Source organism: Tetzosporium hominis (assembly GCF_002265435.1).
In the GTDB taxonomy this organism is placed as follows: Bacteria; Bacillota; Bacilli; order Bacillales_A; family Planococcaceae; genus Chryseomicrobium; species Chryseomicrobium hominis.
The window spans coordinates 35,427-57,011 of sequence record NZ_NOKQ01000289.1 but is presented as its reverse complement, the minus strand read 5'-3'; the positions used below and the strand labels follow the sequence as shown (position 1 = coordinate 57,011).

Sequence of the window (21,585 nt, the reverse complement as noted above, 5' to 3'; positions counted from 1 at the left end):
CACTCGTATCATCATATTATACAATTCCATTACTTTCAAGAATAGCCTTAATTTTCGTAACCATCAGATCAATAGCTACTTCATTCTGGCCACCTTCTGGAATGATGACGTCGGCATAGCGTTTTGTTGGTTCAATGAACTGGTTATGCATTGGTCGGACAACGTTTAAGTACTGTTCTACAACGGATTCTACTGTCCGGCCTCGTTCAGAGATATCTCGCAGGATACGACGAATGATGCGAAGATCGGCATCTGTATCTACGTATAATTTAATATTCATCAAATCCCGTAGACGCTCGTCTTCTAGTACTAGAATACCTTCTAAGATAATAACATCTTTCGGTTCGATAAGAATCGTCTCTTTTGAACGTGTATGCGCCGCATAATCATAAACTGGTTTTTCAATTCCTTGACGCTGTAATAACTGATTGACGTGATCAATCAAAAGATCGTTGTCAAAAGCAAGTGGATGATCATAGTTTGTCATCAATCGCTCTTCCATCTCCAAATGAGACTGGTCTTTATAATAGAAGTCTTGTTGAATCACGACTACTGAGTGATCCTTAAAAGCCTCATAAATAGCATTAGTAACACTTGTCTTTCCAGAACCAGAACCGCCTGCGATTCCGATAACCAATGGTCTTTTCACTATACTAACCTCTTCCGCATCATATTGTTCGGGTACACCTTGACCGGACAATGGAACTGGATCGTCTGCAGCGGATGACGCGCAGCATCTAGAGCTTTGCCTTTGTTGTCATAAATCTCAGGTACGACGAGCCGCACATTATCGATTTGCGGACCAAAGAATTCGATTTCATCGCCCGGCTTGAAATAATTCCGTTGTTCGAGCGTCACCGTCTGAGTGGTCTCGTTATAGTCTACCACAAGACCAACAAAGTCGTGAGACACTTTTCTACTATGTTCTCCATACATCTGTTGTTCATATCCTGGCTCTCCTTCAAAAAAAGCAGGAGCGGATTCCCGGTTGGCACATTTATCGAGCTCGATCAGCCACTCAGGATCCATTTTAAAATTGTCTGGGTCTGCACAATAAGCATCGATTACTTTACGGTACACTTGAACGACAGTTGCGACGTAATGAATGGACTTCATTCGTCCCTCTACTTTAAGTGAGTCGATCCCCATCTCAATCATACGGGGAATGGATTCAATCAATTTCAAGTCTTTTGGACTCATGGCAAAGGCCGCTGTACCTTCATCAGCAACAGCCACTTGTCCCTCTTCTGTGTTTTCAAAAAGTGTGTAATCCCACCTGCAAGACTGACAACAGCCTCCGCGATTGGAGTCACGTGCTGTCATATGGTTTGAAAGTGTACAACGTCCGCTGTACGCAATACACATAGCACCGTGAATAAATGTCTCGATCTCAATGTCTACTTTTTCTTTCATCAAAGCAATTTCATCTGCTGTCGTTTCACGAGCAAGCACGACGCGGTCGAGGCCTTCTTCTTTCCAGTACTGAACGGCTTTCCAGTTAGATAACGACTGTTGAGTACTTAGGTGGAGCTCAAGCTTTGGTGCATGCTTCCGGCACGTTTCAATGATTAACGGGTCTGCAACGATGATGCCTGTCACGCCTGTGCTCTCTACTCCTTGAAGATAATCGATTAGGCCGTCGATGTTCTCATTATGAGCAAAGATGTTGGTTGTCACATAAATTTTAGCGCCGTACTTATTAGCAAACTCGACTCCTTCACGCATCTCGTCAATCGTAAAATTACCGGCGTTTGAACGAAGACCGTATTCTTGTCCGCCAATGAACACCGCATCCGCGCCGTATTCCACAGCAATTTTTAATTTCTCTAAATTTCCAGCGGGAGCCAGTAGCTCAGGTTTTTTCACGATGACACGTTTGCCATCTACGATTTGACTGATTGAATCTGCTACTACAGTCATCTGCTCTCTCTCCTTAATAAACCGATTCTTTGAAGAAGAATCCTGTATCTAATGGTCGGTGTGGTTGTTGCATCTGTTCGATCTCAGAAAGAAGTTGTTGTTTCACAGCGCGATACTCTTTTGGAGAACTCGCATATGCGTCCAGTGCTTGACGATATAGCTTTGTAACTGCCACTGTATAGTCTTCAGTTTGCAGCTGCCCTTCAATACGAAACGCATCGATCCCAGCATCTAAAAGTTCTTCTAGTTCATCGATAATGCACATGTCGTTCGGTGAGAAGATATGCGTACCGTTCAAGTCCTCATAAATTGGGTAGCGATTGCCGCGTTCTTTATCATAGAGCAACATGTTCTTTTGCTGCGCACGATTTTCAATTTCCATCGCTTTTCCTTGGTATAAGAAATAATGCCCGAGTAAAGGTCGCTTCGACTGGAACATACAGCTCATTCCATGGACTTGTATCTCTACTTCCACATCAGCGTTTTCTTTGATTTCAATGATTTCGTCCATACTGAGTTCTCTGGCAAGATAAGCACGCTTCGATCCGCGTTCTCCCCAATAATTCGCTGTAAAATAATTTGTAGCTGTCTGTTCACTGTTCCAAAACAGAGGAACTGTACTTGCGATCTCCCGATGTGTCATCAGGACTGCCGGGTCGCCAAAATAAATTCCGTCAATTTGAAGTGCGTCCAACTGTCTCATATAAGTTTCGAGCGCTTCCACTCGGTCATTATGAAATAACGCGTTCATCGCTACATAGACTTTTTTATTTAAAGCTTTAGCAGCTTTCTTTACTTCTGCAATGGCATCCAGTGGGAATTCTCCTGCTAAGCGTAAACCGAATTGTTGTTCTCCAACTACAACTGCATCTGCACCTGCTTCAAAAAGAGCTTTTGCATGATTTACTGTTGTAGGGGTTACTAAAATTTCTGTCATCACTATCACCTCTTTGTACTTACGAGCAAGCCGTCTCCCAGTGGGAAGAAATAGCTGTCGTATTGCTCATTTTGCTGTAATTGTTGCGTAAACGCATGCAATTTCCGGACCATTGTTCGCTTGCGGCGAGGCACTTGGTCCATCGGAACTTGAGTCAATCCATTCAAGAAGATGTTATCGCTGTATATGACCCCACCTGGTTTAACTAATGGCGCGTACCTGTCAAAGAACAACTGGTATTGTCCTTTAGCGGCATCTATAAACAAGGCGTCATACTTTTCATAGGGCAATGTTTGTATATCAAACTCCAATGCATCTGCATGAAAGATCTGCACTTGAGCGGTGTACTCACTAGCTTGAATATAATTGCATGCGGTCTTAAAGCGTTCCTCGTCTCGTTCAATCGTAGAAACGTGAACTTCTGGATGTAAAGATGCCATGCGTAGAGCCGAATACCCTATTGCGGACCCAACTTCCAAAATGGTGCGAGCTTGTTGGACACGCAAGAGCTGTAAAAATGCGTCGATTCCTTCCGGTCTCATAATCGGCACGTGATGCTCTTCTGCAAAGCGTTCCATATCATGAAAAAACGCTGTTCGGTGGGAGCTGAACAGCTGTTGAAGGTCGTCTGTTGTCATGTGGTCTCCCTCTTTCCGTTGGGAAGTCGTTCAAAAAATTCATTTGTTATCATATCATGATGAACAAAAACTATCCACTAGAGAAAGTGGATAGTTTGAGCTTAACGCAAATATTCTTGAATGTTTGCCATATGTTCTTCATATGTTTCAGCAAAATGGTTCGTACCAGATGGATCTGCTAGGAAATACAGGTATTCCGAAGTAGATGGATCCATCGCTGCTTCTAAGGAGGCTTTACCAGGGCCTGCAATCGGTCCAGGTGGCAATCCTTTGTTTACATAGGTATTGTATGGATCTTGTACTTCTAAGTCCTCATACAAGACACGGTCCTTGTGTTCTCCAAGTGCATACAAAACAGTTGGATCTGTCTGGAGTGGCATATCAATCTTCAGTCGGTTGTTAAATACACTAGCAATCGTTTTACGGTCTGTTTGCGCAGTTGCTTCTTCTTCTAAAAGAGACGCAAACGTTAGCAACCAGTGAACCGATTTTTCACGTTCTGCTAAAATCTCTCGGTACGGTTGAACGTTATCTTGAGTACCTTGAAGCATGGCAAATGCAATGGTCTCCATTGAGGGGTTTTCCTCATAGAATGGATACGTGGCAGGATACAAATACCCTTCAAGTGCGTAACGAACGTTTTCACCAAAAACTTCATCAGTTATTAAGTCAGGGAATTGTTGTCTAGCTAATTCTACAAATTCTTCACTTGTCACGAGTGCAAAGAAATCCTCAGCTGAATGGTTCGTTTTCGCTTCAATGACATCTGCAATCTGATCAAGTGTCAAGCCTTCCGGGATATTCATTGTGAACACTGGTTCGCGATAAATACGACCAGATTTAAGGCTTTCAATCAGTTCATCCAGTGTCATAGATTGAGTCAGCGTATAATCTCCTGCTTGAAAATCACCTTCATTTTTAAACTTCACATAATATTTGAAGATCCGAGCATCTCGAATGATATTATTGTCTTCAAGAGTTTGCGAAATCGTATCGATACCCGATCCAATCGGAATGGAAACAGCTATCGGGTCGTTGTTCTCCGCATCGTAAGGCTTCAGGCCATCTGTAACGTAATTGTATGCAGAATAGCCTCCGATACCGGCGACGAGTAAGACAACTAGGACAACGGCTAGTACGATACGCCGGACAATCTTGACTTCTTTTTTCTTTTCTTTCATGCGTTCAAACATAATCTCTTTTTTAGAACCTTTTTCCAATTGGGCTTCCCCCTTTATCTTCAAATAGTATACTAGAAAAGTCGCAGGGACGTCCACATATGTAAAAAAGCTGGTACAAATTAAACTAAAGAGTCTAGACCAAACCCAATTAGATTGCACCATTGAAAGTTGTCACAACAACTTAATTAGCGTGTAGGGGTGACTCCAGCGGGATTAAAAGCGGAAGCTGAGACCGAGGCTCAGCCCGCGCCCGCGGAACGCTTCCCCTGCACACAAAAACATACAAAAGGGAGCTTCTCGTGAATGAGAAACTCCCTATTATAAGTTACCTGAACTATGCTGGAATTATTGTTCTTGAATTCCATATACGTCGTCTTCTTGCTCGTCCATGAACGCGCCAAGAGTCTCTTCGATCATGTCCCACTCTTCTTCTGTTTCAATTGGAAGAAGCTCTCCGTCAGTACCATCTTCAGAAGGTACGAATGAAGAAGCGTGGATTTCAATCTCTTCATTCTCGTCTTCTGCGTCTGCCCCTACTGGGTAGTACAATACGTAAGATTTGCCGAACTCGTCTGATTCAAATGTTAAAAGGACATTGCAAAGTTGCTCGTTGCCGTTCTCATCTACGATTGTGATATGTTCTTGTCCGTGTTCCATTTCACTTCACCTCATCTGTTTTTACTATCAAGATACCCTTGAAGGATCATGACAGCCGCCATTTTATCAATGACTTGCTTGCGCTTTTTGCGGCTTACATCTGCATCAATCAACATGCGGTCTGCAGCCATTGTTGTCAATCGCTCGTCCCAGAGCACGACCGGTAAATCAAACGTTTTATTGACTAATTGTGCGAAGCGTTCACTTGCTTCTGCACGCGGTCCGATTGAGTTGTTCATATTCTTTGGATAGCCGATGACAACTTCCGTCACAGTATACTCACGAATCAGCTCGCCTAGACGTTCCATGCCGAACTCTTCGTTTTCTTCGTGAATTTTGATTGTCTCAATCCCTTGTGCGGTCCACCCGAGGGCGTCACTGATTGCAACGCCCACAGTACGTGTCCCAACATCTAAACCCATTTTACGCATCTTTGCCCTCTTGTGTGTGTCGGATATAGAACCGAACCAATTCTTCTAAAATTTCATCACGCTCTAATTTACGAATGACGTTACGGGCGTCTTGATGGCGCGGAATATAAGCAGGATCTCCTGAAAGCAGATAGCCTACAATCTGATTGACAGCATTGTACCCTTTCTCTTCCAGCGCGTCGTGTACATGCGTCACCACATGCTTAACTTCCTCTTCCATTGTTTCATCTTGAACGTTAAATTTCATCGTTTTGTCAAAGGAATCCATAGTTACCAACACCCTTCCTGTCCACCTCATGGAACTGTAGTTCTAGTATACCCCATGACGGAAAAAGAAGGAACTTATTTCACTAGTTCGTCAATGGATTTCAGAGCCTCTTCAAGCTTCGAACCGTCCTTCGCACCTGCCATAGCAAAGTCTGGACGGCCTCCACCTTTACCACCACATTGTTCCGCTACATGCTTCGCTAAGTTTCCAGCGTGCGCACGCTCTCCGGCAAGATCTTTTGTGACACCAGCTGCAATCATCACTTTCTCTCCTGCTACAGCACCTAGAACAACAACTCCAGAACCAAGTTTTTGTTTCAAGTCATCTACAAGTTGACGCAATTGATTGTTGTCTTTTGCATCGACCTTGGCAGTCAATACGGACACCCCGTTCACATCACGAACAGCAGCTAACAATTCACCTGCTTGGTTACTAGAAAGCTTTGCAGATAACGACGTATTTTCTTTTTGAAGCTGTTTCACTTCTGCAAGTAGAGCTTCTAATTTCGAAACGATCTCACGAGGCTGCGATTTGATAAGAGCAGCTGCTTCAGCTAGACGTGCTTCTTCTTCTTTCATCAATTCATAAGCCGCTTGGCCAGTGACCGCTTCAATACGGCGAGTTCCTGCACCGATCCCGCCTTCAGAGACGATTTTAAAGACGCCAATTTCAGCAGTTGTCGAGACGTGACAACCACCACAAAGCTCCAACGAATAGTCGCCCATTTCCACAACGCGTACGATATCTCCGTATTTTTCACCGAAGAGTGCCATAGCTCCACGTTGTTTCGCTTCGTCAATAGAATGGAATCCTGTGACAACAGGAGTTGACTCCCAAATCTTTTCATTAACGATACGCTCTACTTGCTCAAGCTCTTCTTTCGTTGCTTGACCAAAGTGAGAGAAGTCAAAACGCAAGCGGTCTGGCCCTACATAAGAACCAGCTTGGTTGACGTGTGACCCTAGAATATCCTTAAGTGCTTGATGCAACAAGTGCGTCGCTGAGTGGTTCTTGATCGTCTTCGAACGAAGCTCTGCATCGACTTGTGCCGTCACTTCCATGCCGACTTTCAACTCCCCAGATTCGATGACAACCGAGTGCAAGTTTTGACCGTTTGGAGCTTTCTGCACATCTTTGACGCGACCTAGGAAGTGGTCGTTTGAGATTGTTCCAATATCAGCAATCTGTCCACCGCTCTCTGCATAGAAAGGCGTACGGTCAAGTACAAGCTTCACTTCGTCACCTTCTGTTGCCGAGTCCACTTTTTCAGCCCCTAAAACAATTGTAGATACTTTTCCAAGTGTCTTCAAATGATCATATCCGATAAACTCGCTGTCATCTTGAATAGACGCAAACACTTCAGATTGAACCTGCATCGAATCGACGTTTTGACGTGCTGCACGAGCTCGAGTCCGCTGCGCTTCCATCTCTAGATCAAAGCCGTCGCGATCGATCGTCATACCAGCCTCTTCTGCGTACTCTTCAGTCAGCTCTACTGGGAACCCGTATGTGTCATAAAGAGTAAAGACTGTAGTTCCTGGAACAACTGTAGAACCTCCAGCTTTTTGTTCTTCAACGGCACGTGACAAGATAGAAAGACCGTCTGCAAGTGTCTCGTGGAAACGTTCTTCTTCTGTTTTGATCACGCGTTTGATGAACGCTTCTTTTTGTTTGACCTCTGGGTAGAAGACTTCCATCAATTCCCCAACGACTGGAACAAGCTCAAATAGAAAAGGCTTTTCGATGCCTAGCTGCTTTGCAAAACGAACCGCACGGCGAAGTAAGCGACGAAGTACGTAGCCACGGCCTTCATTCGAAGGAAGTGCACCGTCCCCAATAGCAAACGCTACAGTACGGATGTGGTCTGCAATGACTTTGAATGCTACGTCTTGTTCTTTCGATTCGCCATAAGTCTTGCCACTGATGTCTTCTGTTTGCTTGATAATTGGCATGAATAGGTCTGTATCGAAGTTTGTCGGCACGTCTTGTACAACAGAAGCCATACGCTCAAGACCCATCCCTGTATCAATGTTTTGCTTTGGAAGTGGCGTGTATGTGTGGTCTGGATTGTGGTTGAACTGAGAGAACACCAAGTTCCAGATTTCTAAATAACGCTCATTTTCTCCACCTGGGTACAGTTCAGGATCTTGCGGATCGTTTCCGTACTGTTCGCCACGGTCGTAGAAAATCTCTGAGTTTGGTCCACTTGGGCCTTCTCCGATATCCCAGAAGTTCCCTTCTAAACGGATGATACGTGATTCAGGAACCCCTACTTCGTCTCTCCAAATTGCATACGCCTCTTCATCTTCTGGGTGAACAGTCACTGATAAAAGTTCTGGGTTGAACCCCATCCAGCGTTTGTCCGTCAAGAACTCCCATGCAAAGTGGATCGCTTCTTTTTTGAAATAATCCCCAATTGAAAAGTTTCCTAGCATTTCAAAAAATGTATGGTGACGGGCTGTTTTTCCTACGTTTTCAATATCATTTGTCCGAATCGATTTCTGTGCATTCGTAATACGTGGATTTTCAGGTACAACACGACCATCAAAATATTTTTTAAGTGTTGCCACTCCTGAGTTGATCCATAGAAGTGACGGGTCATTGATCGGAACTAGTGGAGCACTTGGCTCGACTTGGTGCCCTTTTTCAATAAAAAATTCCAAATACAAACGGCGAATCTCGTTACCAGTTAAAGCTTTCATCGTTGTGTCCTCCTTTATTTTCCAGACGAAAAAAGAAAAAGCCCTCATCCCCAAAGGGACGAAAGCTTTGCATTCGCGGTACCACCCTAAGTTGCAGAGAACAATACCTGCATCTCAATATGCCGTAACGTGGCGGGTACGGCAGGTTTTAGCCTGCACTCAGAAGTAGCTTTCCATAGTGGACGTTCGGAAACCCTTGCAGCCGAGGGGCTTCTTTCTAGACCGGTACACTACGTACTCTTTTCGTCATCGATTTATCTTTTCTGCCACTTATCATACCGAAAGTAGCTGTCAGCTGTCAATCTCTTGTGTAAGAAATTGCTCTGGCGTAACCCCGTCCATTCCAATCATCGGATGAATGGACAACACCGTCTCTTCATTTAAGATATAGTCTTTGTCTTCCGAATCCAAATCGACTTCAATAGGTTGCGCATCTGGTGACAGCCGTTCAATCAATGTAGTGAAGCGTAAGTTGTCATCGTTGCGTTCAATCCCGACTTGAAATGCTTGCGGGTCTCCACAAAGAATCAAATAGTTTTTGGCACGAGTAATCGCTGTATAGAGTAGGTTCCGTCTGAGCATCTTCATATAGCCTTTTGTGACAGGCAAGATGACCATGGAGAACTCACTACCTTGTGATTTGTGTACCGAGCAACAGTACGCTAGCGTCAATTGACTGAGATCTGATTTTTCATAAGTAACTTCAATCCCATCAAACGACACAATCATCAATTCTTTCTTTTCCACGTTCTCCGATGCTTTGAAGATACTGATGACTTCCCCCATATCTCCGTTAAAGACGTTCGATTCCGGCTGGTTCACTAGTTGCAACACTTTGTCGCCGATTCGGTACACTGCATCTCCAAATACCATTTCTTTTCGAGAGCCATCTGGATTGGCGTTTACCATTTCTTGAATCATTTTATTGAGGGCATCGATGCCTGCAGGTCCTCGGTACATCGGTGCGAGCACTTGTAAATCTCGGATTGTAAAGCCTTTTGCGAGTGCGCTGGAAACGACTTGCTCCACGACTTTCGGAATCTGGTCAGCTGAAGCTGGGATAAACGAGCGGTCTTTTGTCTTCGACAGCAGGTCTTGCGTCGTCTTTCCAGACTTCATAGCATGTGCGAGTTCAATGATTGATGAGCCGTCCGCTTGTCTGTAGATATCCTGAAGTTCCACTACGGGGAGTCTCCCACTTGCGAGTAAGTCTTTCAATACTTGCCCTGGACCTACGGGTGGGAGTTGATCTTGGTCGCCAACTAAAACTACTTGCGAAGTTTCAGGTACGGCCTTTAGCAATTGATGCGCGAGCCAACAATCAAGCATAGACGTCTCATCGATGATGATCAAGCTTGCTTCCACCGGGCGTCCTTCAATGTCTTCAGTATCTTGTCCCGTGAAGCCTAGCAGACGGTGAATAGTCATGGCAGGAAGTCCGGTAGATTCACTAAGTCGCTTCGCCGCTCGACCTGTTGGAGCTGCAAGAGCTATCGGAAACGGCTTGCCCTCTTTTGCCCATTCTTTTGGATCCAGTGACAGACCATTCAAATCGGCATACAGTTCAACAATGGCACGAACTACGGTCGTTTTTCCCGTTCCCGGTCCCCCGGTCAAAATTGAGATCTGGTTGTTCAGCGCCATCTCAATCGCTTTCCTTTGCGTCGGTGCATACGTCACTCCAAAGTCGGCTTCAATAGAAGTAAGGGATTCATTGATGAGTTTCTTTTTGAATCCTTTAAACTTTGTTTGTAACAGCCGCTCCGTCTTTGTTGCAATACCGACTTCTGAGAAATAGAGAGACGGCATGTAGATTCGGTTCTGCTCGACCACGATCTTGCTCTCTTCTCCGAGTTCGATAACAGCTTGAGCCAGAGATTCATAATTGATTTCAGCAGCCTGAGATTTTTCGAGCAGTCTTTTCACATCTTCAAGCAATTGTTCAGTAGGAACAAAAATATGTCCTTCTGAAAGCGATGCTTGATTGAGTAGATACAAGATACCAGCTTTTAAACGATCTGTGTGGACGCCTTCGATTCCGAGTTGAGCACCAAGTTCATCGGCACGACCAAACCCGACACCTTCGACATCTTCAATCAAACGGTAGGGATTGTCGTTAAGCTTCTCTAAAGTCTCTTCGCGGTAGATCTGATAAATCTTCATCGACAACTGAGGACCGAATCCCCATTCGTTCAGCTGCACCATGATTCGTTCCATACCATGGTTCTCTTGAAGACCTTGTATAATGGTCTGTTGTTTGTCTTTTGTCAGGCGCGGAACGGATTTCAACACGTCCGGATTGTCGAGGATTTGCTGTAGGGCATTCTCCCCGAGTTTCTTTACGATTGTCTGAGCAGTCTTTGGCCCGATCCCAGGGAATAAGTCAGAAGATAGGTAGTGAACGACTCCTCGCACAGAATCCGGCTTGTCTCGCACAAATGTATCCACAGCAAACTGCTGTCCGTAGCGAGGGTGGTTCTTGAGCTGTCCATAAAATGTGTAACTTTCATCTGTTGAGAGCTTTGGGAAGTACCCGACGATGATGCCTTCTTTGTCTGTGTAATTCGTATTTGTCGATTTGATCTTCACTTTAAGAATCGAGTACAGATTATCTTCATTATGAAAAATGGAGACAATCGGCCGACCCGAAATAAACAATTTGTCTTCATTTCGTTCCGTCATCCGATCGCCTCCGGTATTAGTTTCGTAATCGAATCATGTCCGCCATATAAAGCGCTTGGTCATAATTCGGTTCAATTTCGAGCGCTTTATCTAAATGAAGAAGTGCAGGTGCTGCATCTTCTTGCGTCAACGCATACAGGACTCCTAAGTTGTAATGTGCGTCTGCATGTTCTGGTTCGCGTTCGATCAAGTCTTCTAAGAGTGGCTTCGCTTGATCAAATAGTTCGTTAGAAGCGAGTAAAATCGCGTAATGAAGTGTAATCTCGTCATCTTCTGGAGCCAGTTCGTGAGCACGTTGTGCGTAGGGAAGTGCCAGCTTCAATTCGTCTGTCATTTGGAGTGATTTAGACAGCATGTAATGCCCGTCTGCACCTTCTAGTTGATTGCGAATCGCACGCTCATAGAGTTTGGCAGCTTCATCAAAACGCTCTGAATTGTAGTAGAGATTGGCAAGACCATAATAAGCCGTTGCTGCTGTCTCATCTAAAGTTAGAGCTTTTTGAAAGAAACGCTCTGCCCGTTCTGTATCGTTCATGATAGCTAGCAAGTTGCCGAAGTTGATATAGCCAACAGCTTCTTCCGGATTCTCTTCGATGGCTTGCGTGAATGCTTTTGCTGCTTCTTCGTAGTCTCCAGTATGCATCGCGTGGATGCCGGTTTCATTCCAATTCATTGCTGATTACCCCACGTAGTCTAATTTTTTGTTGTCACGGAAGACGTGATCGATCGTACCGCCACCTAAACATTCGTCGCCTTGATAGAAGACGACCGCTTGACCTGGTGTGATAGAGCGTACAGGCTCGTCAAACACGACTTCCACTTTGTCATCTCCAAGAAGACGAACCGTTACACCTGTATCTTGTTGACGGTAACGGAATTTTGCCGTGCAGTGGAATTCTGCCGGCTTTTCTTCAGTTGTTGTGAATGAGACGTTGTCAGCAATCAAACTAGTTGAGTACAATGCTTCGTTTTGTGCATTTTGACCAACGAATAACACGTTGCGTTTTAAGTCTTTTCCGACAACGAACCATGGGTCTCCTGCTCCGCCAATTCCTAGTCCGTGGCGTTGACCGATTGTGTAATACATCAATCCGTCGTGCTTGCCGACCACTTGGCCGTCCATCGTTTCCATGTTGCCTGGTTGCGCAGGAAGATACCCACTCAAGAAGGTCTTAAAGTCACGTTCTCCGATAAAACAGATTCCTGTTGAATCTTTTTTCGTAGCTGTCGCAAGACCTTGATCTAATGCGATTTCACGAACACGTTTTTTCTCGATCTCGCCGATTGGGAACAATACGTGCTTCAGTTGGTCTTGATTCAGTTGATTTAAGAAATACGTTTGGTCTTTGTTAGCATCTTTTCCGCGAAGCATGCGGAACTGACCATCACGCTCTTCCACTCGTGCGTAGTGACCTGTTGCCAAGTAATCGGCACCAAGTGCTAGTGCATGCTCTAAGAACGCTTTGAATTTGATTTCTTTATTGCACATTACGTCTGGGTTTGGTGTCCGACCGGCTTTGTACTCGTCCAAGAAATACGTGAACACTTTATCCCAGTATTGTTTCTCAAAGTTTACCGCATAATACGGAATCCCGATCTGATTGCACACTTTGATCACGTCGTCGTAATCTTCTGTAGCTGTACACACACCGTTTTCATCTGTGTCGTCCCAGTTTTTCATAAAGATTCCTATGACGTCGTATCCTTGTTCTTTTAATAAATAGGCCGCGACGGACGAATCCACGCCACCGGACATTCCGATGACAACGCGTTTGCCTTTAGTTTCTGTCATGTTAGTCACTTCCATATCGAGGCAGGTGTCGTTAGAACACCCGCAATTTTTTCAGCAGCTTCTGTCAGCTGCTCTTTAGTCGTTGTATAGCCGAAGCTAAATCTCACGGACGAACGAAGCTGAGGGGCTTGTTCTCCAAACATTGCAACCAGTACATGTGATGGATCGACGGCTCCTGCAGTACAAGCAGAACCACTGGATGCATCAATACCTGCAAGATCTAATTGAATCAATAAGGTCTCAATGTCTGTCTGTGGGAAAAAGAGGTTGCAGATATGTGGCAGTTGCTCGGCCGCCTTAGCATTTTCTTCAAAAGTAGCGCCGAGTCGTGTCAATTCCTCTATAAAATGTTGCTTCAAACTGAGCATAGACAAGTAATGCTTTTTCAAGCTCTGTTGTTTAATATCTGCAGCTTTTGCGAATGCCACAGCTAGAGGAATCGCTTCAGTTCCTGCTCTGCGTTTGCGCTCTTGTTGACCACCTTGAGCTAAGGGACGAAGCTTTGTTCCGGTCCGTTGGTAAAGAAATCCGATTCCTTTAGGACCATTGATCTTGTGTGCACTGGTACTAAGTAAATCGACTCCTAATTCCTTTACATCGATTTCAAGCGTTCCGTAAGCTTGAACGGCATCTGTATGAAAGACGGCTTGGTGGTCCTTGACTACACCAGCAAGCTCTTTAATATTTTGAATTGTCCCGACTTCGTTATTACCAAACATGATTGACACAAGAACTGTATCGTCGCGCAATGCGTTCTCGAGTGCTTCGACTGTTACCACTCCTGCTTCGTTAACAGGTAGATAGGTCACGTCAAAGCCTTCTTTCTCGAGTTGGATGGCAGCGTGTAACACGGCATGGTGTTCAATCGAAGTGGTAATGACGTGAGTTCCTAAATGACGATTCGCATAGGCCGCACCTAGAACAGCAAGGTTGTCTGCTTCTGTACCACCACTAGTTAAAATGATTTCATTCGGATGAGCCTGGATGGTCGCTGCGAGTTGTTCCCGTGCTTGATCTAGCTGTTTACGTGCTGCTCTCCCCGTCCCATGGATGCTCGAAGCATTTCCGAAACACGTCGTATAACTTTCTGTCAATGCTGCTATCACGTCAGGGTGTACAGGTGATGTAGCCGCATGATCTAAATAAATTCTGTTCATTAGAACCTCTCCTAAATATAAAACATATATGCGTCCGAAGTGAACGGATCGTCTGAGTGATCGGCCAAGTCGCGAATAGTCGTTGTATCTAAAACATTTTTCACGGCATCACGAATACGAATCCATAGCTCGCGTTGTGCTGGAGCTTCGTCTTCAATACCCTCGACCGGTTGAATCGGTCCTTCTAAGACACGAATCACATCACCAGCAGTGATTTCTTCTGATGGTTTAGCAAGTTTATAGCCGCCGTATGCTCCTCTAACACTTTTTACTAATCCTGTGTTGCGAAGTGGCGAGACAATCTGTTCTAAATACGCTTCCGATAAATCATGGTCCGCAGCAATTTGGCGAAGAGACAACGGGCGCTCTCCTTCATTTTTGGCTAATGCAATCATAATTGTGAGGCCATAGCGGCCTTTAGTTGAGATTTTCATCTCCTGACACCGTCCGTTCATTAGTTAACTTTTCCGCTACAAGTATAGCATACCTAGCAAGGGATTTTCGATGAAATGACCTGTCATCTTTGGTACACTAAGAAGTACAAATGTTCGTAATAGGAGGTGTCTGCATGGCATCAGGAGAACCCCTCGCATTTCGCATGCGACCTCAGAAGCTTGAAGAGATTGTGGGTCAACAAGATATTATAGGCCCTACAACCGGTTTATACCAAATGATACGCAACGGGCACGTCCCGTCTATGCTGCTTTACGGTGAACCAGGTATCGGCAAGACATCACTTGCTTATGCAATCGCGGGATCTTCAAATCTTCCCTTTATTGCACTGAATGCAACAACTTCTGGGAAAAAAGATATTGAAGATGTTGTTAAAGAGTCTCGTTTAACTGGAAAAGTGTTGTTGTTTTTAGATGAGATTCATCGCTTTAACAAGCTACAACAAGATACACTACTCCCTCATGTGGAAAACGGGTCCATTGTCTTGATTGGGGCGACTACAGAAAACCCGTACCATGATGTCAATCCCGCCATCCGGTCACGCTGTGGTGAAATCAAACAATTGAAACGCATTGAGCAACCTGATATGGAAAAGCTCTTGCGTCGTGCTCTTGAAGACGAAGACAGAGGGCTTGGCAAAATGGACATTGCTATTACGGATGCTCAGATCGTGCAGATTGCTGAGGCTTCTAATGGAGATGCCAGGAAAGCGTTGACGTTACTTGAGTCCATTGTAGAAGCTTCTGATGAAGAAGATGGAAAAATTTTGATTGAGGATTCTCTTGTTGAGCAGCTCGCTTCGCGAATCGGTGTCTTCGGAGACAAAAAAGGAAGTCACTTTTATAACCTACTGTCTGCACTTCAAAAATCGATACGCGGTAGCGACACCGATGCCGCTCTCTACTACACAGCTCATTTACTAGAAAGCGGAGATTTAGTGGCCTTATCTAGGAGACTTCTTGTCATTGCATACGAAGATATCGGTCTAGCAAACCCCGCTGTTGGTGGACAAGTATTATCTGCCATCCAAGCAGCCGAACGGTTAGGATTACCGGAAGCTCGCATTCCTCTAGCAAATGCCGTCGTCTTAATGTGCTTATCCGAAAAATCCAACTCTGCATACAAAGCACTTGATGCAGCAATTGCTGGAATACATGCCGGCAAGACCGGAGACATCCCACTTCACTTGCGAGATGCACACTATGGAGGCGCTAAAGCACTAGGTCATGTTGGCTATCAGTATCCACACGACACAAAGGTCGGGTCGTTCGGTGGCTGGGTCGATCAGACGTATTTGCCAGACAAATTAGTTGGCACGCATTATTATGAGCCTGTGGAGGCTGGCGAAGAAAAACGCCTGTCTTCTATCTACCACAAGCTCGAATCCTTTAAAAAGAAGAAATGATCTCCAACTGAGAAAACTATTTAAAAACCAATTCCTTATACTAAACCGAAAATCTGAAGAGTATCAGTCACGTCTACTCGCCGAGGTTTGATTTTTTAATAGAAATAAAAACTAGCAGTGGCTGATTCGCTTATTGAGCAAATCAGCCACTGCTCTTCTTAGTTCTCTGATAAATCAATCCAAGCCTTCAGATAGGACCGGTATTACTAAAGCTTTGTTGAGAAGTGGTAGAACTACAAAACTTCTGCGACGTCTACGCCTCTACTTGTTCCGAAGTTTTAACCAACTAGCTGAATAGAGATCGGAAAGCAGTCGGGCTACGCTGGGGCGGGCCCGTCATGTCAAGTTTAGAATCACATTCTAGTCAGCGAGAAAGTTGCACGCAACTTAATAGTTCAGTACTAAATACAGTTGGTATTGATTCAACCCCAAGGGTTGGGTTTTAATTTGGAAGTCTACGCTCCTGCTGTCCTAAACTATGAGTCTTAACTTAATCAATCGGGCCTTGCTCCAGCACAGCCCCGCCTTCATCTAGTTGTATAGAAGATATCTGTAAGTTTTGCCACATCTGTTAGAGGCAGAGCCGACGAAGGGATAGTGAAGTTTTCGCAACTTCCTCCAAAGCAGTTACAAACTGACTTTCTGCCACTATTAGATGTGGATTTTCTCCCGTACGATGAAGACAGGTGCAGGACCCGCTCAATAAGCGAGTCCTGCACCTGTGGTTTATTGCACTAAAAGAAAATCCATCGTCTCGAGATTGAAGAAAGTCAATCAAAATTACCAAGGTTCTCCCCTAGGAATATGACATTTTGGGTGAAGGGGATATTTTCTGAAAAAAATTAGCTTTTAAGCACTAGTTATTTCTTCTTCGACTTTACATCCATAACCGTTTGGATTTCAATTGGCTCTAAAATATCGCGAATGACCCAGCTCGCTGCAATCAACCCAGCAGCTGAAGGAACAAACGCATTCGAGCTCGGCGGCATCTTCGCCTTACGGATCTCCGCTTCAGGCTTCCCTACTGTCTTCACAACATCTTCACGAACCACAATCGGGCTCTCATCTGAGAAAATAACTGGAATCCCTTTTTTAATTCCTTCTTTACGAAGCTTCGTACGGATGACCTTCGCAATCGGATCCGTATGTGTCTTCGAGATGTCCGCAATACGGAAACGAGTTGGGTCCATTTTGTTTGCAGCACCCATACTCGAGATGATCTTAATATTGCGCTTCAAACATTCTTTCATCAGATGCACTTTGTAAATGATAGTATCTGATGCATCAATCACATAATCGATACCAAGGTCAAAGAACTGCTCGTAAGTTTCTTCCGTATAAAACATATGCATATCGATGACTTCACAGTCTGGGTTGATATCCGCAATCCGGTCTTTCATGATAGCAGATTTACTCTTCCCTACAGTCGAAAGATACGCAACAAGCTGGCGGTTGATATTTGTGATATCTACGTTATCTTTGTCCACCAAAATAATGCGCCCCACTCCACTTCGAGCACAAGCTTCAGCAGCAAACGATCCGACTCCACCGATACCTAAAATAGCAACAGTTGTATTCTTTAAAAGGTCAAGTCCCTCTGTTCCTATAGCTAATTCATTTCTTGAAAATTGATGCAACATAAAATTCACTCCAAAAGTTAGTTGATTAGTCGGATTTACTCCGTTAAAAAACCCTTCAGCTAGATAACTGAAGGGGTAGCATTCAATAAGAAGACGAATCCCAAGCGTGCCGTCTCTGTAAAGCTATCGTTTTGAACCCGCACTCAGCAGGTGGGTGTCCTCTTCACAACGCCGAAGCGTCCACCGAGATGGCATGCTCTTTATTGTGAAAGTCAGACTCCCGACGATAAAATGTTCGGTCAAAATCGATTAACAAGTCACGTACACATCAGGATTCGTATTACCGTTATAGTAGCACAGAAATTTATCTCTTGCAACACTTAACGTGAATTGTTTACTGATTATTCTGTGAAATCACTGCAACGTGGAGATCTTTCAACTGGTTTTCAGCAACTGGGCTTGGTGCATCTGTAAGGACACAGCTTGCACTTGCCGTTTTCGGGAACGCAATTGTGTCACGAAGGTTTGTACGACCCGCTAAAAGCATGACTAAGCGGTCAAGTCCAAACGCTACACCACCGTGTGGAGGCGTTCCGTATTCAAATGCTTCGAGCAAGAAACCAAACTGTTCTTTCGCTTCTTCATCACTGAAGCCAAGTGTGCGGAACATTTTTTCCTGCATCTCACGCTCGTAAATTCGTAGTGATCCGCCACCAAGTTCAAAGCCGTTTAATACTAAATCATAGGCTTGAGCTCGGACATTCGCAGGATCCGTGTCTAAAAGAGCGGCATCTTCATCAGCAGGACGTGTGAATGGATGGTGCGCAGCAAAATAACGACCTAGTTCTGCATCGTACTCAAATAGTGGCCAGTTGACTACCCACAGGAAAGCAAATTTAGACTCATCGATCAGATTGCGCTCTTTCCCGAATTTCATACGTAGAGCTCCAAGGGCATCCGCTACCACTGCTGGTTTGTCTGCTACAAATAGTAGCAAGTCTCCTGGCTCGGCTTGCATAGCAACAATCAACTCTTCCCCTTTTTGTTCTGGGAAGAATTTTGCGATTGGTCCTTTGACGCCGTCTTCTTCGACTTTCAACCAAGCAAGACCCTTCGCACCGTAACGTCCAGCGAATTCACCAAGTGCATCGATGTCTTTACGAGAGTAATCTGCTGCAGCACCTTTAACAGCAATCCCTTTCACTTGACCACCGTTTGCTACCGCGTTTTTGAAGACGCCAAAATCTGAAGTCTCAGCAATTGCTTGAAGATCTTGTAATTCTAATCCAAAACGAACATCCGGTTTATCAGAACCGAAACGCGCCATCGCCTCTTGATAATCCATGCGAGGGAATGGGGTCTGTACGTCGATTCCTTTTACATCTTTCATCACTTGTTTCATCAGACGCTCATTTAATTCAATGATCTCGTCCATAGACATGAAGCTCATCTCCATATCGATCTGAGTGAATTCCGGCTGACGGTCAGCACGCAAGTCTTCGTCTCGGAAACAACGTGCAATTTGGAAATAGCGCTCAAATCCTGACACCATCAACATCTGTTTGAAGAGTTGTGGTGATTGTGGCAACGCATAGAATTCCCCTTCGTGCACACGGCTTGGTACTAAGTAATCGCGCGCGCCTTCAGGTGTAGATTTCGTCAAAATAGGTGTTTCAACTTCTAAGAATCCTTCGTCAGCTAAGAAGTTGCGAACTGTTTTTGTAATATCTGAACGCAATTTGAACGTGTCATACATCACCGGACGGCGAAGATCCAAGTAGCGGTGTTTTAGACGAAGATCTTCATTTACATCTGTTTGATTTTCGATTGCAAATGGTGGTGTCTTCGATTCGTTGATCACCGTAAGTTCATTCACTTGAACTTCGATTTCACCTGTTTTCATAGATGCATTTACTTGTTTCTCATCGCGAGCTACAACCGTCCCTTTAACAGAGATTAAAAACTCGCTACGAAGCTTGTCTGCTTTTTCGATGGCTTCTTGTGAGAAGTCCGGGTTGAACACGACTTGCACGATTCCTGAACGGTCACGTAGGTCAACGAAAATCAAGCCGCCTAGGTCACGGCGTTTTTGTACCCAACCAATCAGTTCTACTTGCTGTGCAATCGCTTCTTTTGTAATGGTGCCACATGTATGTGTGCGTTTCATTGTGTTGCCTCCTTGGTGTTCATCTTTTGTTGTAAATACGAGACGGCTTCTTCAATAGCCACCATCTGTTGGTCCCCTGTTGCTAGTTCTTTGATTTGCACACTGCGAGAATTCAATTCGTCTTCTCCTAAAATAAAAACAAATTGAGACTTCTTACGGTCTGCTGATTTCATTTGCGCTTTTAATTTGCGATCTGCGTAATCCATTTCTGCGCTGATTCCCGAATCTCGTAAAGACTTCACGATTTTCATGGCTTCAAGTTTCGGTACATCACCAAGAGCAATCACGTAAGCATCACTTGCTGAGTTGTCTTCGATTTCTACTTGCTCCGCTTCTAGAGCTAAAAGCAAACGCTCGATACTCATCGCAAAACCGATACCAGGCGAAGACGGACCTCCAAGCTCTTCCACAAGACCGTTGTATCGACCGCCACCTGCTAGAGTCGTAATTGCGCCAAAACCACTAGCTGTCGACATAATTTCGAATGCTGTGTGGTTGTAGTAATCAAGACCGCGAACAAGATTCGGATCCAGCTCATACGAAATGTCGAGTGCCTCAAGATAGGCTTTTATTCGTTCAAAATACGCTGCAGATTCTTCGTTCAAATAATCCGTCAGCTGTGGAGCCGAAGCCATCAATTCGTGGTCTCGGTCCTTCTTACAATCCAATATACGTAGTGGATTTTTTTCAAGACGTTGTTGACAGTCTCCGCAGAACTCATCAATGCGAGGTGCAAAGTGTGCTACTAACGCTTCTTTGTGAGCTGTGCGACTTTCCGTATCCCCTAGAGAATTCAGAACTAATTTTATATCTTTCAGACCCGCTTTTTTATAAACATCCATTGCTAGAGCGATCACTTCTGCATCTACTGCTGCATCCGCACTTCCAATCGCTTCAATCCCAAACTGCACGAACTGGCGATAGCGACCTGCCTGCTGGCGTTCATAACGGAACATCGGCCCCATATAATACAGTTTTACTGGTTGATCGGGTTGTCCAAACAATTTGTGTTCAACATAAGCGCGCACTGTAGAAGCTGTTCCTTCTGGTCGAAGCGTTAAAGATCGGTTCCCTCGGTCTTCGAATGTGTACATCTCTTTTTGTACGATATCTGTAGTATCTCCAACGGAACGTGTGAACAATTCTGTGTGCTCAAAAATTGGTGTACGAATCTCTTTATATTGATAGACGTTGCATGTATCGCGAATGATGGCTTCAACAGTTTGCCATTTGAAAGATTGTTCCGGCAAAATATCTTGCGTGCCTCTTGGTACCTTAATCATGAAATAACCTCCTAATTATTAGATGTGAAGAACGCCGCTCCAGAAATTTTGTAAAAATTGGGCGTATCCGTAAAGGCGCTTTTTGTCTTTATGGATGCGAACGATTTTTGCGGGGATTTCTGGCGTTCGCAACTCGATTTCGATTAGATGTGAAGAACGCCGCTCTAATGCTTAAATCGTGCCTGACTTGGGGCTGTTTCCAAAAGGGCCGCGCCGAATCTTCCCAATCGCTTTACGGGTAAAGCGACACGGGTGATATCCGGCATCGACCTGATCCTTCAGGAAACAGCCCCAAGATCTACGGCACGCTTTTTTCGCAACATTCCTTGAAG

The 21,585-nt window shown here is 44.7% G+C and carries 18 protein-coding genes and 1 other RNA gene; 1 reads left to right on the top strand and 18 read right to left on the bottom strand.

Going from position 1 to position 21,585, the window contains the following annotated elements; genetic code table 11:
- Positions 1 to 16 precede the first annotated feature (16 nt).
- The 14 genes from udk to cymR all read right to left on the bottom strand — a co-directional run bounded on the left by udk (position 17) and on the right by cymR (position 14,799).
- On the bottom strand, positions 17 to 652 hold the full coding sequence (udk, locus tag CF394_RS13350) for a uridine kinase (RefSeq protein ID WP_094944302.1): 636 nt from the start codon (positions 650 to 652) through the stop codon (positions 17 to 19).
- Positions 649 to 1,920 carry a peptidase U32 family protein gene (locus CF394_RS13345; protein ID WP_094944266.1) on the bottom strand — a complete coding sequence of 424 codons (1,272 nt, stop codon included), beginning with the start codon at positions 1,918 to 1,920 and terminating at the stop codon, positions 649 to 651. The genes udk and CF394_RS13345 overlap by 4 nt, the downstream gene beginning before the upstream one ends.
- 13 nt (positions 1,921 to 1,933) lie before the next feature.
- Positions 1,934 to 2,863: a peptidase U32 family protein gene (locus tag CF394_RS13340; protein ID WP_094944300.1), complete on the bottom strand. Its 930-nt coding sequence runs from the start codon at positions 2,861 to 2,863 to the stop codon at positions 1,934 to 1,936.
- Entirely contained in the window at positions 2,863 to 3,495 is a 633-nt protein-coding gene (locus CF394_RS13335) for an O-methyltransferase (RefSeq protein WP_094944264.1), read from the bottom strand. The genes CF394_RS13340 and CF394_RS13335 overlap by 1 nt, the downstream gene beginning before the upstream one ends.
- Positions 3,496 to 3,596: 101 nt before the next feature.
- Entirely contained in the window at positions 3,597 to 4,715 is a 1,119-nt protein-coding gene (gene mltG, locus CF394_RS13330) for an endolytic transglycosylase MltG (RefSeq protein WP_207761732.1), read from the bottom strand.
- A gap of 306 nt (positions 4,716 to 5,021) precedes the next feature.
- Positions 5,022 to 5,333 carry a DUF1292 domain-containing protein gene (locus CF394_RS13325; protein ID WP_094944263.1) on the bottom strand — a complete coding sequence of 104 codons (312 nt, stop codon included), beginning with the start codon at positions 5,331 to 5,333 and terminating at the stop codon, positions 5,022 to 5,024.
- A gap of 11 nt (positions 5,334 to 5,344) precedes the next feature.
- A complete protein-coding gene (gene ruvX / locus CF394_RS13320; protein ID WP_094944261.1) occupies positions 5,345 to 5,764 on the bottom strand; it encodes a Holliday junction resolvase RuvX in 420 nt (139 codons plus the stop codon).
- Complete coding sequence (locus CF394_RS13315) at positions 5,757 to 6,032, bottom strand: IreB family regulatory phosphoprotein (RefSeq protein WP_094944260.1); 276 nt, start codon at positions 6,030 to 6,032, stop codon at positions 5,757 to 5,759. Before CF394_RS13315 ends, ruvX begins: the two co-directional genes overlap by 8 nt.
- 74 nt (positions 6,033 to 6,106) lie before the next feature.
- Complete coding sequence (alaS, locus tag CF394_RS13310; protein WP_094944258.1) at positions 6,107 to 8,734, bottom strand: alanine--tRNA ligase; 2,628 nt, start codon at positions 8,732 to 8,734, stop codon at positions 6,107 to 6,109.
- A gap of 291 nt (positions 8,735 to 9,025) precedes the next feature.
- Entirely contained in the window at positions 9,026 to 11,416 is a 2,391-nt protein-coding gene (recD2, locus tag CF394_RS13305; RefSeq protein ID WP_094944257.1) for an SF1B family DNA helicase RecD2, read from the bottom strand.
- Between the two features lie 16 nt (positions 11,417 to 11,432).
- Entirely contained in the window at positions 11,433 to 12,089 is a 657-nt protein-coding gene (locus CF394_RS13300) for a tetratricopeptide repeat protein (protein WP_094944255.1), read from the bottom strand.
- A 6-nt stretch (positions 12,090 to 12,095) separates the two neighbouring features.
- Complete coding sequence (gene mnmA, locus CF394_RS13295) at positions 12,096 to 13,208, bottom strand: tRNA 2-thiouridine(34) synthase MnmA (RefSeq protein WP_094944254.1); 1,113 nt, start codon at positions 13,206 to 13,208, stop codon at positions 12,096 to 12,098.
- 5 nt (positions 13,209 to 13,213) lie between these two features.
- The gene (locus CF394_RS13290) at positions 13,214 to 14,365 is read right to left on the bottom strand and encodes a cysteine desulfurase family protein (protein ID WP_094944252.1); all 1,152 of its coding nucleotides are present in this window, start codon (positions 14,363 to 14,365) and stop codon (positions 13,214 to 13,216) included.
- An 11-nt stretch (positions 14,366 to 14,376) separates the two neighbouring features.
- Positions 14,377 to 14,799 carry a cysteine metabolism transcriptional regulator CymR gene (gene cymR, locus CF394_RS13285; protein WP_094944251.1) on the bottom strand — a complete coding sequence of 141 codons (423 nt, stop codon included), beginning with the start codon at positions 14,797 to 14,799 and terminating at the stop codon, positions 14,377 to 14,379.
- A gap of 134 nt (positions 14,800 to 14,933) precedes the next feature.
- Between cymR and CF394_RS13280 the strand changes: the two genes are divergently transcribed.
- Positions 14,934 to 16,223: a replication-associated recombination protein A gene (locus CF394_RS13280; RefSeq protein ID WP_094944249.1), complete on the top strand. Its 1,290-nt coding sequence runs from the start codon at positions 14,934 to 14,936 to the stop codon at positions 16,221 to 16,223.
- 860 nt (positions 16,224 to 17,083) lie between these two features.
- Here CF394_RS13280 and CF394_RS13275 read toward each other — a convergent pair.
- The 4 genes from CF394_RS13275 to hisS all read right to left on the bottom strand — a co-directional run bounded on the left by CF394_RS13275 (position 17,084) and on the right by hisS (position 21,253).
- Positions 17,084 to 17,863, bottom strand: a complete 780-nt coding sequence (locus tag CF394_RS13275) for a tRNA threonylcarbamoyladenosine dehydratase (RefSeq protein ID WP_094944247.1) — start codon at positions 17,861 to 17,863, stop codon at positions 17,084 to 17,086.
- 93 nt (positions 17,864 to 17,956) lie between these two features.
- Positions 17,957 to 18,141: non-coding RNA, 6S RNA (gene ssrS / locus CF394_RS13270), on the bottom strand.
- 56 nt (positions 18,142 to 18,197) lie between these two features.
- Positions 18,198 to 19,970: an aspartate--tRNA ligase gene (gene aspS, locus CF394_RS13265; RefSeq protein WP_094944245.1), complete on the bottom strand. Its 1,773-nt coding sequence runs from the start codon at positions 19,968 to 19,970 to the stop codon at positions 18,198 to 18,200.
- Complete coding sequence (gene hisS / locus CF394_RS13260; RefSeq protein ID WP_094944244.1) at positions 19,967 to 21,253, bottom strand: histidine--tRNA ligase; 1,287 nt, start codon at positions 21,251 to 21,253, stop codon at positions 19,967 to 19,969. Before hisS ends, aspS begins: the two co-directional genes overlap by 4 nt.
- Between the last annotated feature and the right edge of the window lie 332 nt (positions 21,254 to 21,585).

Excerpts from the sequence above, each read along its gene's own strand:
- CF394_RS13345 (WP_094944266.1), bottom strand. The coding sequence starts at position 1,920 with ATGACTGTAGTAGCAGATTCAATCAGTCAAATCGTAGATGGCAAACGT.
- CF394_RS13335 (WP_094944264.1), bottom strand. The coding sequence starts at position 3,495 with ATGACAACAGACGACCTTCAACAGCTGTTCAGCTCCCACCGAACAGCG.
- CF394_RS13325 (WP_094944263.1), bottom strand. The coding sequence starts at position 5,333 with ATGGAACACGGACAAGAACATATCACAATCGTAGATGAGAACGGCAAC.
- ruvX (WP_094944261.1), bottom strand. The coding sequence starts at position 5,764 with ATGCGTAAAATGGGTTTAGATGTTGGGACACGTACTGTGGGCGTTGCA.
- CF394_RS13315 (WP_094944260.1), bottom strand. The coding sequence starts at position 6,032 with ATGGATTCCTTTGACAAAACGATGAAATTTAACGTTCAAGATGAAACA.
- alaS (WP_094944258.1), bottom strand. The coding sequence starts at position 8,734 with ATGAAAGCTTTAACTGGTAACGAGATTCGCCGTTTGTATTTGGAATTT.
- recD2 (WP_094944257.1), bottom strand. The coding sequence starts at position 11,416 with ATGACGGAACGAAATGAAGACAAATTGTTTATTTCGGGTCGGCCGATT.
- CF394_RS13300 (WP_094944255.1), bottom strand. The coding sequence starts at position 12,089 with ATGAATTGGAATGAAACCGGCATCCACGCGATGCATACTGGAGACTAC.
- mnmA (WP_094944254.1), bottom strand. The coding sequence starts at position 13,208 with ATGACAGAAACTAAAGGCAAACGCGTTGTCATCGGAATGTCCGGTGGC.
- CF394_RS13290 (WP_094944252.1), bottom strand. The coding sequence starts at position 14,365 with ATGAACAGAATTTATTTAGATCATGCGGCTACATCACCTGTACACCCT.
- cymR (WP_094944251.1), bottom strand. The coding sequence starts at position 14,799 with ATGAAAATCTCAACTAAAGGCCGCTATGGCCTCACAATTATGATTGCA.
- CF394_RS13280 (WP_094944249.1), top strand. The coding sequence starts at position 14,934 with ATGGCATCAGGAGAACCCCTCGCATTTCGCATGCGACCTCAGAAGCTT.
- CF394_RS13275 (WP_094944247.1), bottom strand. The coding sequence starts at position 17,863 with ATGTTGCATCAATTTTCAAGAAATGAATTAGCTATAGGAACAGAGGGA.
- aspS (WP_094944245.1), bottom strand. The coding sequence starts at position 19,970 with ATGAAACGCACACATACATGTGGCACCATTACAAAAGAAGCGATTGCA.
- hisS (WP_094944244.1), bottom strand. The coding sequence starts at position 21,253 with ATGATTAAGGTACCAAGAGGCACGCAAGATATTTTGCCGGAACAATCT.